This is a genomic window from Paenibacillus sp. S150, assembly GCF_019352175.1.
GTDB lineage: Bacteria > Bacillota > Bacilli > Paenibacillales > Paenibacillaceae > Paenibacillus_AQ.
This window is the reverse complement of sequence record NZ_JACBYI010000024.1, coordinates 59,486-73,717: the sequence shown is the minus strand read 5'-3', so window position 1 is coordinate 73,717 and position 14,232 is coordinate 59,486. Positions and strand designations below refer to the sequence as shown.

Here is a 14,232-nt window from a genome sequence, read left to right as displayed (position 1 = left end):
CATTTGGGATAACTGAATTCACCTCCAGCCTCCCGTCAGGACTGCATTCCGTCTTCAATCCGCTTCATGAACTCTTCCGCGGCGCTGTAGCCGAGCTGCTTGAGATACCAATTGTTGGCCGCCGCCTCAATAAGTCCGGCTACATCGCGTCCCGGCTGGAGCTGGACTTCAATATGCGGAATTTGAACACCCAGGTATTCAGTGAACTGGGACACCAGCTCCAGCTCATTATTCAGCGAATTTTCCCGCCAGGGGGACAGCTCAATGTCGAGCACAATGCGCGTCTCGTCCTGAAAGGCCTTGCGCCCATATTGGCGCACGACATTGATCAGGCCGATGCTGCGCAGCGCGAGGAATTCACGCGTGGTTTCATTGTGCGTCCCGAGCAGCGTGGACGGGCCCAGCTTCTTGAGCACCACAATATCGTCCGCCACGAACCGGTGGCCTCTTCGGATAAGTGTGTGCGCGGTCTCGCTTTTGCCAATTCCGGACTTGCCCCTAAGCAGGATGCCTATGCCTGATACGTTCACGCACACCCCATGGATCGACAGCTCCGGCGCCAGCGTCTTCACCAGGTAGCTGTCCAGCTTGGCAATAAACTCCGTCGTTGTGTCTCCCGTACGGAGCAGCGGAATCCCCTCCTGGTTGCAGAACAGAGTCAAATAGGGGATTTCCTGCTGGCCTGAGGTTACAATGAAACACGGCGGATGATATTTGACGATATTTCCGATATGCAGCATGCGTTCTTCTACGCTTAGCGTCAATAAGTAGTTGATCTCCTTACGGCCGAGCACCTGCACCCGCTCCATGGGAAAAAAATCAAAATAACCGACAAACTCCAGCCCCGGCCTGTGCGTCCGTGGGCGGGTAATTTCGCGGTCCATACGGCTGGCTCCCGCCAGCACCTCCAAATGGAGCTTCTCCGTAAGGCTTTGAACAGTAATGGACTTCATGTTGTTCTCCTCCTGCGGCTAGGACGTATCCGGGATACGCCTGTATTCGGTCATTTGCTTCCGGGTTATATTCAACAGGCCATGTGAATATTCCTGCAAATGAGCGCTTTGATGAGAATTCGGGTATGCTGAAGCACTACAATAGAAATAGCAGCAATTGCCCGGATATCCCCGGGAAGCAATTGCTGCTAATACAGAAAAGCGGAGGAATTTTAATTCAGAAGCTCTACACAGTCGTACACCCATCCTGCGCTTAACCAGGTGCCCAGATCGCTGGAGCCGCTGATGGGCGTAATGGATATTGTATTCGTGCCTGACACCAGATAAGATGAGGGTATCGACCAGGAAAAGGTTGTATTATTGCCCCGGTACGTGCCAATGGTGAAGCTGCGTGAATTCGGTTGTGATGAAGCGGCAGGATTGCTCAAGGCATGGCCGTTGACCGTAACACTGGGGCGGCCGTTGTTATAAGCGGTGGTAATGCCAATGTTTAATGTATGCGCAGCTGCCGCCTGGGTAGAATTCAGCGAAAAAGTAATCGCGGTCGGAGAATTTTGTGCACGGAACTGCACCGCAGGGAACTTATTGGTTGCACTGCCGACCGCATACGTCACAGGGCCCCAGCTCGGATTGCGGCTGTCAGAAGGATGGCGGACAGCAATTGTCTGCCCATTTAACAGCTCGCGCGGCGTGCCGTCCCAATTCCCAATACGCCAGATTGAAGAGGCTGTGCTGGGGTCGCCATTAATCGTACGGGTGTTCAGCGTCGTTGTTGCTCCGGCAGTTACATTTACATTTTCCGAATATACCGCAAGTTCACCCTTATACACGGTCATGGTGTAGGTTCCCGGGATTATGCCGGATTTAACCGCCGAGCCGCCCGAAGACGTGTTGACCCAATATTGGGCGGTGCTGTTGGCAAAACCGATGGTATACGTATAAGCGGTGTCCATCCCGGAAAGGCCGTTAAGCACCACATTGCCGCGGCTGGACACCCATCCCTTTAATTCCAGGCCTGACATCCAGCTGAAGTCGGGTACACCGGGAGTCCCTCCTGTCGTGAAGACCAAGGCATAAGGCCCATGCAATCCAAGACGCCAGCCTTCGGTCTGGGCATGACCGGAATTCATATAGTTGTATACTTCCGTATCTCCGCCGCTTTGAAACTGGATATCGCGGAAAAACGGGCCGCCCGAGCTTTTTTCCCGGTTACCGTAGGCCATGAATACACCCACACCGCTGCCCGTAACGCCCCGAATCGTTAAGTCCTTGGCCTGGTCATTGCCATAGTATTTTGAAGTGGTGTATCCGTTGGAATAGCCATAAACATCCGAACTTTCAATGGCCCCGGTCGTACCCCTATTATTCGAATTAGCCGGAACGCTTGTCAGAACACTGCCATTTCCCCGGAAAATATAGCGCAGCTCGCCCACAGACGGCTCGGCTGTGATGTAAGTCGCCATATAGATGATATTTTCGCCGCCTCGTGATGAATAGTAATGGGTAAGTGTGTCGGTTGTTACGGTGATTTGAACGGTCGATCCCGAAGGCGATGTGCTCCAGGTGACATTGGCAGCAGACCCCAAGCCCGAACTGATATGCGAAGCTTTGCTCGTGCTGTTCAGTTCAGTACCGTTCAACTTGCACGAAGTAATATCGCCATTATCTTTATTAACGGTATATACCAGACCTGCTCCGGTATTCACAACAAGGGTAGACCCGTTATCGGTTACATACACGGTTGCCGCATACCCGGTTGATGCCGGAAAAAAATTCGATACTGCAATCATCAGCATGACAAGAAGCATACATACTGTCTTACGTGCTAAACGTCCGGTCACTATCAAATACCTCCATTCATTTTAATAGAATAGAATTGATCCGCTTATCCATTACGATCCGGGCACCCATATCCTCAGCTTATCAGCCCCCCCTCTGGAGAAAATTATTTTCCCCTTATGCAATTACTGGAAAGTCACCTAGGAATTTATTTAAACAGTACCATAATATTACATAAAATAGCAATTAGATTAATCTTGCCGAAAGACAGCCTTTAGCCTGTATGCAGCACTGCGGAAGATCCGTTTGAGACAGCATTGTTTTTATATCTGCAGACAGATTAAAGGAGCAAAACAATAGTTTTGCTCCTTTAATCCTGGATTTATTCTTTTGGCATAGACGGATTGCTGATGCCTGTCTTTTTACTGCTCCCCGGCATTAGTCAGTCCAAGCGTCCGCGCTGCTGCAGTATCGATTTCACGGAAAAGCTCCGGGGTCTCGGACAGTGGCATACCATAGGAAGGGATCATTGCTCTGATTTTCGGTTCCCACGCTTTGATATGCTGCGGGAAGCACCTGGTTATCAATTCAAGCATGACGGAAACGGCAGTGGAAGCCCCCGGGGAAGCGCCGAGCAATGCAGCTATCGAGCCATCTGCGGCATTGATTACCTCTGTGCCAAATTGAAGCGTTCCTCTGCCGGCAGCCGTATTTTTGATAACCTGCACGCGCTGGCCCGCCACCACCAGCCTCCAATCCTCGCTTTTGGCATCCGGGACAAACTCCCGTAAAGCTTCCATGCGCTGTTCCTTCGATAACATCACTTGCTGGACCAGATATTTTGTCAACGAAAGGTTTTTTACGCCTGCTGCCAGCATCGTGAACAGATTATCCGTTTTTACGGAAGTTACCAGATCAAACATGGAACCAAATTTCAGAAACTTGGGCGAGAAGCCGGCAAACGGTCCGAAAAACAACAATTCTTTTTGGCCGATGAGTCTGGTGTCCAGATGCGGAACGGACATAGGCGGGGCCCCCACCGAAGCCTGGCCGTATACTTTGGCATGATGCTGCGCTACAAGCTCCGGGTTCTCACACACCATGAACAGGCCGCTCACCGGAAATCCTCCGATTCCCTTTCCTTCGGGAATGCCGGATTTCTGCAGCAGATGCAGGCTTCCTCCCCCGCCGCCGATAAAGACAAATTTGGCATTATGGCGTGTAAGGCTGCCGTTATCCATATTGCGCACCTTCAGTTCCCACGAGCAGTCCGCGGCACGCTTAATATCATCTACATTATGTTTAAATCGGATATCTGCATTATTGCTCTTTAAGTGGGCAAACAACATACGCGTTAAAGCGCCAAAGTTAACGTCCGTCCCGGATTCGATTCTGGTACCCGCTACAGGTTTATTTATCGTCCGGTTTTTCATCATCAGCGGAATCCATTCCAGCAGCTTTTCCGGATCATCGGAAAATTCCATTCCCTGAAACAAAGGATGCTTTGACAGCGCTTCAAAACGTTTTTTCAAAAATGCTACATCCTGTTCGCCTTGCACATAACTCATGTGAGGCACCTGGACGATAAAATCCCGGGGATTATGGATCCGGTTGCTTTTTACAAGATAAGACCAAAATTGTTTGGAAAACTGATATTCTTCATTCACTTTGACAGCCTTGCCAATATCGACGGTTCCATCCGGCTGCAGAGGGGTGTAATTGAGCTCGCACAGTGAAGAATGCCCCGTTCCCGCATTGTTCCATTCGTTGGAGCTTTCCTCACCTGCGCCCCCGCAGCGCTCAATTACTGTAATCTCCCATTCCGGCGCTAATTCTTTCAGCAGTGACCCCAAAGTCGCACTCATGATTCCGGCACCAATTAAAATAACGTCAGTTTTCGTTTGTCGGTTGCTCATATTTACCGTCCTTATGTCCTACGATTTGCAGGAAGGATACAGGCGCTCCTGCTTAGGCGCTTCAACACAAGCCAGGGGCGCGACCCAGTCACACACCTTTTCTGAATCAATCATGACCTGAACATAGTGTATCACTATTATATATAAATTTTAATATTGTTCTATTTTTTTTTGAAACGCTTTCGGAATACTCCACGAACAAAAAGAGATCCGCTTTCTTAAAAGAAAGTGATCTCTTAACAGCGCCTAAGCTGCCCCGCCAAATTTAATGATGAGAGCTGTCCGGATGTTCTTCCATTGCCAGAGATTTCGTAATTCTGCTGACATTTTCGCCTTCGATATAAAGAACTGTGTTTTCAATGCCTGAGGCGTCATGCAGAGAGACCCTGATCTTTTTTTCGGTGCCGGCATCCATCTCGAAATAATTGTCGCTGTAATTTGCCCGTTTATCCAGAATGTTCAGACGGACATTCCGCGCGTAGTGCTCCGTCTTCAGAACCAGGACGATCTCGGAGCCCTTTCTCTCGGCGCGTATGATTTTAAGGCCGGAATCTTCCAGATCAAGCTGATTGATCCCGCCGATATCAACGAAATAATATCTGTTATCAATCACTGCGTTATCCGTGATGAACTCGACTTTAATATATTCACGGTAAGCGTCTGTAACTTTGAAATCCCCGGAGGATATCGAGCACAGCAGTGTTGAGCTGTCTTTTAACGCCGTACAGGCCAATTCTTTGACTGCAAAGATGTTTCCCGAGAAATCCCTGTGGGAGATCACCAGTTTGCCCTGAACATCCTCCAATATTTCGCTGCATGCCACAACGTCATAGCCACTGCCCGTCTCCTCACAGACTACAATCAGATCGTCATAGGCCCTCCGGGTATAATAGTAGGTCATTTTCGGAAGCTTGTACATGTCGACCGTAGACATATGCGAAGGAAAAACACCGCCTTTTGCACAATCGGCCACAGGGTCGTTGAACTTCCAGTACAGGGAGCCTGCACAGGTCCACTTCAGACTTCTAAAATACTCAATCCAGTATTTCAGCGCCATGGAGTTATACACCTGGCTATAATAGACCACTTTGTCATGCTCCATCTTCTCTATATAGTCATTGCTGAACGGAAGAAATTCAACCAGTTCACCCTTGTAGCGTATAGGCTCCCTCAAAAAGTTGAATTTATAAAAGGTATCCTTCTCAGGCAGGCTGATAAAGCCGAATTCGCTCATGAATCTGGGCTTATAGCTTTTCACCCTTTTATAATAGTTTTTCCCGTAATCGCGGTTTGCACAAACACCGGGGTCGGCCGACATGATATAAAGGTGCGTATCTCCCTGATAAGGAGACGAGGGGTTATCGCCGCCCTTAAAAAATTCGTCCGGACTATATGGCGATGTTGGCATATAAAACCGGTGGGGGTCGAACCGCTTTGATGCCTCATCAAGAACCTTATTGCTCACCTTGTCGTCCATGAACTCATACGGTCTGCCGGCCCAGCCGTAAGCCTGCCCATTCTCATTATCGCCGGCCCAGATGACAAGGGAGGTATAATTCCTGTACTCCTTAATAATAGCTTCCGCTTCCGTCGCCATATTCTCCAGAAATTCTTCGTTTTGCGGATAAATGCCGCAGGCAAGCATAAAATCATTCCAGATCATAATACCCTTTTCGTCACAAAGCTCAAACATTCTGTGGCTCTCATAAATGCCTCCGCCCCAAATCCTGAGCATGCTGATATTGCCTTCTTCGGCGTAATCCATCAGCACTTCATAATCCTTATCGGCGGTATCTGTATACACCATATGGGTCGGCACCCAGTTCGCACCTCTGATAAAGAGCCTTCTGCCGTTGACGGCAAATATAAAGGACCTGCCATCGGCCTGGTTTTCCTGAATAATCTCAACCTTCCTGATTCCGAATTTTTGCCGCTTCTCCTGTATGATTTCCCCGTCTTTTTTCAGAGTAAGGGTGAAGTCATACAATTCGGGTGTTCCATACGGCCTTGGCCACCACAGCAAAGGATCTTCAACTGCAATCTCCAGCGACTTGAACTCTTCAAAGCTTCCTTCCTTGGCGAAAACCTTCCCCGAGCCCGTTTCAAGACTGACAGCAAGACTGTAAGCCTCCTTGCTTTCTTCCATTGTGCCGGTTTCAACTTCAAGGCCAAGCAGCGCCGAGCCTTCTTCTATGCTTTTGGTATAAAGATAATAGGAGTCTATTGGTGCTTCGTCATACGCTTGAATGAAAACGTCCTTCCAAATTCCCGTGGTGACACAACGTCCGCAGAAATCCCAGGAATAATTCATCTGCGCCTTGCGCGCCAGAATGCGGTCGCTGTCAGTAATGGAGAATATACCCCTCTGATCCATGTTTTCAACAAACCGGACCGGCGAATAGAACCGGACGACCAGTACATTTCTTGCACCGTATTTCAGAATATCCGCAATATCCACCGTGAACGGGACATGCATATTTTGACTGAAGCCCAGCTTCACTCCGTTCAAATAAATGTCGCAAAATGTATCCAGACCCCTAAACGCAAGGGTCACTCTCTTCGCCTTCAACATGCTTTCGGCGTAAAATTCCTTATAATAAACCCAGTCCGCTTCCTCGATCCATTTCTCTTCATCCGTGTCCTTACTATAAACATGCCCGCGTATAATACCCGCTTTTCTAAGGGTACCGTGAATCTCCTCCGGGATCTCTGCGTCAAGCCAGCCCTCAGGCACAAAGGTTTCTTCAAGTATATCCGCTACGGACTGGTTATACGGAATGTGCGTCACTTTCCATTTTCCATTCAATGATAAATCCATCATACCCGTCCCTCCCAATAATTAAATTCCGGCAGCTGTATGCATCCGTACCGGCCGCCTCTGGCCGGTCGGGCTGCCTCCACGAACAAGCAGGTGGAATGGTACATTTCCATCCTAACTTGAAGGGGGGAGAAAGATAAGGTGGAACTTTTGTCACCACTGATCAAGGCAGGGATTCATCGGTCCGGGACGAAAACAGACAGATGCAGAGCAACCTTCCCACGGCAGCTGTGCAGCAAGGGGGGATGATATTTCAACCTTTACTGGGAAGGAATATATACAAATCCCCTCCCGCCGGCCGGATAAATGACGCAATTTTTTATAGGACCATGGGCGGACTCCCGATTCGAATTTTTATTGGTACAGCCTTATGCCCGAAACCGTCATGACCGCGGGCAGCGCGGCTTCGTCCACCGCTGCATTGTCATACCAGCCGCCTACCGCAAGATTAAGCAGCAGATAAAAAGGTTTGTCAAATGGCATCACGCCCTGCTGCAGGCGGCGTTCCGCGAAGCAATGCCCGTCCACCAGCCACCTTATGGAGCCTGCATCCCATTCCAGCGCGTAATCACGGAATTCGTTAATGGTTCCGCCTTCAAGCTCATAGGTAAACTCTTCGACGACTTTATGGTCCAGATCCGGTCCGTAGTGCAGCGTTCCCGCTATGTGCCGGGGCAGGCGGCCCTTGGCTTCCAGAATATCAATCTCACCGGAGGCGGGCCAAGGACCGTATGCCTCATCCTGCGGAAGCAGCCAGATGGCAGGCCATAGCCCCTGCCCTACCGGCAGCTTTGCGCGCACGACAAGCTTGCCGCAGCAAAAGGAGAAATGGCCCCTCGTGTCCAAACGGGCCGAAGTATAAGCAAAGCGCCGCCCGTCCGTTTCAATGGCTTCGCGGCGCGCGCACAGGTTTAAGCCGGCTTCGCTGATATACAGATTACCGGAATGCCCCGTATAAAACTGCTGCTCGCCGTTGCCCCAGCCCGGATAGACGGGATTGCCGCCATGATCCAGCAGGTCATTGCCCTCGCGAATGTTCCAGAGCTTCAAACCGGTTGTGCTGTTTAAGAAATCCTGCTCCCATACCAGCTTGGTCATCCTTTGCACACTCCTCTCATTTAATCACAGCATACTTAAATTTGACGCTTGGTCAAACAAATCCAAAAAAATGGGATAGGGTCAATAATCATGGCCTTTTTTTCCTGTGCCCTTTTTCATACGATGAAAGTGGAAGGGGGCACAGAACATGTTTCAATACAGGACAGAACAAATGAAAGCGTTTTTTAGGCAATGGCAATTGCAAAGCATGGTCATTCCGGGCATCATCTGGATGTTCATCTTTTGTTATCTCCCCATGCTTTGGCTGATTATTGCCTTTATGGACTTTAGCATCGCCAAGCCCATGCTGCAATCCCCGTTTGTCGGGCTGAAGCACTTTCAGGATTTTATGACGGATGACCGGTTTTGGCGCTCGATCCGCAATACCCTCGGGATGAGCACCATCAAGCTCGTGCTGGGTTTCCCCATCCCCATTTTGTTTGCCTTGCTGCTTAATGAAATACGGAGCCTTCGCTTTAAGCGTACGGTTCAAACGATATCGTACCTGCCGCATTTTATTGCCTGGACGATTTTTGGCGGCATCGCACTCAATTGGCTGGGCGAGGGCGGTGTGGTCAACCAGCTGATGATGGCGCTCGGCCTCCAGGAACGTGAAATCCTGTTTAACAGCGATCCTAAGTACTTTTGGTGGATTACTTTTTTCACCGATACGTTGAAGGAAACCGGCTGGAGCGCCATTATCTACATAGCGGCAATCGCCGGCATTGATCCGGGCCTGTATGAAGCGGCGGAGCTGGACGGCGCAAGCCGCCGGCAGCGCATGTGGCATATTACCGTCCAGAGCATACGCCCCACCATAGCGATTTTATTTATCCTCGCTGTCAGCGGGATACTCGGCAGCAACTTTGAGCAGATCTTTATGCTGAAGAACAACATGAACATGAAGATGGCGGAAAGTCTGGACTTGTATATCTATAATATGGGGCTGGTATCCGGGCGCCATTCCTTCTCAACGGCCGTCCTGTTCGCCCGCTCTATTGTAGCGCTGGCGCTGTTATTTTTGGCCAATCATACATCCAGAAAACTAACCGGCGACAGCATTTTCTAGAAGGGGGAGAACAGGCTCATGGCAAGACACAGAAGGCTTCGGCGAATTGGAGGTTTTGAGGTCTGCAATACCCTGCTGATGCTTGCGGTTTGCTTTTTAACGCTGTACCCGATGTGGTTTGTACTCGTAAACTCGCTTAATTCGCCGCAGCAGGCATCCCTCGGTACCGTCAACTGGTTTCCAAAAGAATGGTCGCTGGCCAGCTACAGTGTTGCGTTTAATGACAAGACGTTGATGACCGGTTTTTATATCACTACGCTGCGGACGGTGATCGGGACAGTGACGCATGTGCTGTTCACCGCCATTGTGGCTTACGGAATGAGCAAGTCCAATCTGATCGGCCGCAAGCTGTATCTCAAAACCGCTTTGATTACGATGCTGTTCTCAGGCGGGCTGATTCCCACATTTATTTTAATGACCAAGCTTGGCCTGTATGATAATTTCTGGGTATTCATCATTCCCTCTATGTATACTTTTTTCAATATGGTCATTTTCATGAGCTTCTTCCGCACCATCCCCGACAGCCTGGAGGAATCTGCGAAGGTAGACGGTGCATCCGATTATGGCGTCCTGTTCAGAATTGTATTGCCCAACAGCATGGCTGTCATTGCCACCATAGCGCTATTCTCAGCCGTCTATCACTGGAATGATTACTATCAGGGTGTGATTTACATCCGTTCGCAGGACCTGCTGCCTCTGCAAACCATGCTGTACAAAATCATTGCGGAGAACTCCATGTCTTTCATGCAGCAGCAGGCTATGGCGCAATTCGGCGCAAGGCTTCCCGGCAACTCCATCAAATTTGCATCCATGATGGTGGCCACACTGCCTATTCTCGTGTTCTATCCCTTTATTCAACGCTATCTGGTCAAAGGGGTGATGATTGGCGCCATTAAAGGGTAGGTCTCAAAAATTCAGAAGCAGCAAGGAAAGGATGATGATGTCATGAAACGCAATTCTATCAAGCCAGGCTTGGCCGCTGTTCTGGCCGTAATCCTGATACTGGCCATGGCCGCGTGCAGCAATTCGGCAAATAATGAAAGTGCGCCGACCGCACCGCCTGCGAATAGCACGCAGGCGCCGCAGAACGAATCCACCCTGAACCCCGATGAGCCCGCATGGGCACTCGATACCAGCCCCGTGGATTTAACCTGGTTTGTCGGAGCGAACTGGTATGCCCACTCCTGGGGGGAAAGCTTGGCCTCCAAATATATAACGGAGAAAACGGGCGTCAACATCAAGCTTGAAGTTCCCTCCGGTGAAGCGAATGAGCAAATCACGCTGATGATGACCTCCGGCAGGCTGCCGGACCTCATTTCTATGGGTTCTTGGGAAACCGCTGTCAAAAAGCTGTGGGAAGGCGACCATGTATATGCCTTAAATGAACTAGCCGAACAGTATGATCCGTACTTCTTCAAGGTAGCGGGTGACGGCACCCTGAAGTGGTACCGCCAGGAAAACGGCAATACTTACGGCGTTCCGAACGATTCCTACAGTCCCAACCTGATGCATGAAACCGGCATGACGGCCGCCAACCAAACCTTTTTAGTGCGAAAGGATCTGTATGAGGAGATGGGCAGTCCGGATTTAAGTACCCCTGAGGGCTTTCTGGGCGCGCTGCAATTAATAAAAGATCAGTATTCCGAGTATAAAGGTCAACCCATCAGCCCTTTCTTTGCCCAGGGGAATGTTCCTTACGGGATGACCGAGTATCTGCAGAATCTGCTGGCTGTCCCGCATGAGAAAGAGGGCAGCGTATACGACCGCGTTACCGACCCGGATTATATTGCCTGGCTGAAAACCTTCCGCACCGCTTACGAACGCGGCCTGATTAACGTAGATTTCCTGGTGGATTCCGATACGCAGGTGGAGGAAAAAACGAACAATGCCCGTTATTTCATGATGATTCGCGAATGGACCGGCATGACGGCTGTCAATCCGATGCTGGCTGCGAGCGGTAATCCGGACTCTTACTACATCGCAGTGGATGGCCCGCAGAACAGCAAGGGCGATAACGCCAAGCTGTTCCCCGGCAACATGGACGGCTGGATGGTGACAATGATCAGCAAATCCACCGAAAACCCGGAACGGGCCATTCGCTTCCTGACCTATCTCGCCAGCGAAGAAGGCCAACGCGATTTGTTCCTCGGCAAGGAAGGCGAAACGTGGGAAGCGGTGGACGGCAAACCGCAGCTGAAGGCCGAATTTGTTGACCTGCTTGGAACCGATATTGAGAAGCTGGAGAAGGAATTTGGCATTCTTGATACCTACTGGATGATGCGAAACCCTGTCATTGTCAACCAGTGGAGACCGGAGAAAGAGCCTGTTATCAAGCAAATGGAGAGCTTCGCCAACGCACAGGCCGACATTGACAGCGGCATCTACAAAGGTCTGGACCCGCTTGGCGATTCTGATGTAGCGGTAGCCTGGTCGCGTATCTCCCAAAATTGGGAAGAGGTGCTGCCTGAGCTGATCACCGCCAAGGACGAAGCTGCTTTTGACAAGATTTTTGAGAGCTTCCTTGACCGCCGCGACAGTTACGGCTTTGCACAGGTGATGGAGTACCGCCAGACCGAGCTGGATGCGCGAAAAGCTAAAATGGCGGAGTAACCACGCCCCTGTCCAGATTTATACCGGCTGCCGAAATGGCTGCCGGTATTCCCTGCTTTGGTGCTCCGGCCCTCTGGCCGGAGCACCTTATTACCTACCAGCCCGTTTGTAATATATGGTATATTACAGGGGTGGGGAGGCTGCCCGGATGAAGTATGTGCTGACTGCAATGAAGAGGCTTTACCGCAATTCCCGCATATCGCAAAAGCTGTTTATGGCCTTTAGCCTGTTGATTGCCATCCCTGCCATTGTGGTGTCCTTTTTATTTATCCGCATTCAGGAGAGCCAGCTCTACAAGGACGCTATGGCTGCCGGCAGCAATCATGTCGCACGGCTGGACGAACAGCTGCGCAGCAGAATGGATATTCTTGAGAACGCTTCCTCCACCGCGCTGACTCAAAAGGGGTTTGTCGATTTCATTCACTCCAATATGCGCGGGGATGGCCTGCGTCTCGTGAAATTCAGGCAAAATGAATATGAGCAGATGCATAATATCATTCAAAGCCATCAATTGATCAGTGAGCTGAGCTTTTATGTCGATAACCCGGACGTGTATGAAATCTGGCCTGAAATCTACCATTATGACAAGTTTTGGCCGCAGGATTACTGGGTGACACTCCGGGATGAAGGGGGTGCCGCATACCGCTTATTCGCCTTTAAGGATGGTGAGCATACGCTATCCTATTACAGGCTGGTACGCCTTCAGGGCCAGCAGCACAAATTCCCCACCCTCATGGAAATCCGCGCCCGGCACAGCGTATTTTTCAGCGACCTGCTTGAGGAAACCGGAGGGGATTTCTTTTCTGTTGTAATGGACGGGACTAATCCTTCCCAAAATGTATATAATCCCGGGCATGTGTTCTCTCAAAATGCCGGGGAGAAGCTGGACGAAATTCTTGGCAGTGTCCATGAACAGCTGGATGTGCTGCAGCAGAACAGCCCCATTAAGGTCCATGCCGGGGATCAAACCTATTACGCGCTGTATCGCTACATTGCCCCGCTGAACGCCTATGTGGTCGATATCGCTTCCCATCAGGCTCTGATGAAGGGGCCGCGGAGCTGGTATCTGCTTGTGACAGCCATTGCCTCGTGCGTGCTGCTGCTGATGCTGCTGCTCGTTTCACATATGACCCGGCGGATTTTCCGCCGTTTGGAGAAGGTGCTGGCTTCGATGCGCAAGGTGCGCAGGGGACAATTGGACGCGAAAATTGATACGGGCCTCAAGGACAATGAAACCGGTGATGAAATTGATTATGTAGCCGTCAGCTACAATAATATGCTGGACGAAATCCAGCGCCTGATGACACAGGTGGTGGATAAGCAGCTCATCGCCAAAAACGCGCAGCTCCACTCTCTGCATTCGCAGATCAATTCGCACTTCCTGTACAACGCCCTGGAGTCGATCCGGATGCACGCGGAGGTTCAGCGGCAGCCGGCCATCGCGGGTGCGCTGGTTTCGTTGGGCTCGCTGCTGCGCTACAGCATGCAGTGGCGCAGCGACACTGTCGCCCTTCGCGAAGAACTTGCCAACATACACAGCTATATCCGGTTCATAAACTTTATGGAAGAAAGAAGCATTGTATTGACGGCGGATCTCCCCCAGGAGGTGCTGCGCTATACGATTCCCAAAATGTGCATGCAGCCCATCGTTGAAAATGCCGTGCATCACGCGGCGCCCCCGGGCGGCAGCGTATGTATTCAAATTACCGTACGGGTAGAGAGCCACAGCCTGCTGCTAATCGAAATACGGGATGACGGTGCAGGGGTTGACCCGGAGATGCTGGCCAGTTTGCAGTCCGTGCTGCGGGGCGACCCGGATACGCCGATTATCACCAGCAAAAACGGACTGGGCCTGGAAAATGTGCACAAGCGCCTGCAGCTCCATTATGGCATGGGCTGCGGGCTTTGGATTGACAGTGTACAGGGTGACTATACCTGTGTAACCATACGGTTGCCTTGGGAGAATGTGAATCTTGGAGGATGGTAGGC

The 14,232-nt window shown here is 50.7% G+C and carries 9 protein-coding genes; 4 read left to right on the top strand and 5 right to left on the bottom strand.

What is annotated here, in order from left to right; genetic code table 11:
* Positions 1-35: 35 nt before the first annotated feature.
* From hprK to HYD27_RS20280, 5 genes are all read right to left on the bottom strand, one after another.
* Entirely contained in the window at positions 36-953 is a 918-nt protein-coding gene (gene hprK, locus HYD27_RS20300) for an HPr(Ser) kinase/phosphatase (protein WP_219218183.1), read from the bottom strand.
* Between the two features lie 212 nt (positions 954-1,165).
* On the bottom strand, positions 1,166-2,794 hold the full coding sequence (locus HYD27_RS20295; RefSeq protein WP_219218181.1) for a rhamnogalacturonan lyase B N-terminal domain-containing protein: 1,629 nt from the start codon (positions 2,792-2,794) through the stop codon (positions 1,166-1,168).
* Between the two features lie 360 nt (positions 2,795-3,154).
* A complete protein-coding gene (gene mqo / locus HYD27_RS20290; RefSeq protein WP_219218179.1) occupies positions 3,155-4,648 on the bottom strand; it encodes a malate dehydrogenase (quinone) in 1,494 nt (497 codons plus the stop codon).
* 265 nt (positions 4,649-4,913) lie between these two features.
* The gene (locus HYD27_RS20285; RefSeq protein WP_219218177.1) at positions 4,914-7,469 is read right to left on the bottom strand and encodes a beta-mannosidase; all 2,556 of its coding nucleotides are present in this window, start codon (positions 7,467-7,469) and stop codon (positions 4,914-4,916) included.
* Between the two features lie 351 nt (positions 7,470-7,820).
* Positions 7,821-8,564 (bottom strand): glycoside hydrolase family 16 protein, encoded by a 744-nt coding sequence (locus HYD27_RS20280; RefSeq protein WP_219218175.1) that lies wholly within the window; start codon positions 8,562-8,564, stop codon positions 7,821-7,823.
* A gap of 148 nt (positions 8,565-8,712) precedes the next feature.
* On the opposite strand from HYD27_RS20280, the gene HYD27_RS20275 reads away from it, so the two are divergent.
* The 4 genes from HYD27_RS20275 (at position 8,713) to HYD27_RS20260 (ending at position 14,230) form a co-directional block, all read left to right on the top strand.
* Positions 8,713-9,633, top strand: a complete 921-nt coding sequence (locus tag HYD27_RS20275) for an ABC transporter permease (RefSeq protein WP_219218173.1) — start codon at positions 8,713-8,715, stop codon at positions 9,631-9,633.
* Between the two features lie 18 nt (positions 9,634-9,651).
* The gene (locus HYD27_RS20270; protein WP_219218172.1) at positions 9,652-10,536 is read left to right on the top strand and encodes a carbohydrate ABC transporter permease; all 885 of its coding nucleotides are present in this window, start codon (positions 9,652-9,654) and stop codon (positions 10,534-10,536) included.
* A gap of 42 nt (positions 10,537-10,578) precedes the next feature.
* Positions 10,579-12,243, top strand: coding sequence for an extracellular solute-binding protein (locus HYD27_RS20265; RefSeq protein WP_219218169.1), 1,665 nt, complete (start codon positions 10,579-10,581; stop codon positions 12,241-12,243).
* A 148-nt stretch (positions 12,244-12,391) separates the two neighbouring features.
* On the top strand, positions 12,392-14,230 hold the full coding sequence (locus HYD27_RS20260; RefSeq protein WP_219218167.1) for a sensor histidine kinase: 1,839 nt from the start codon (positions 12,392-12,394) through the stop codon (positions 14,228-14,230).
* Positions 14,231-14,232: the final 2 nt, after the last annotated feature.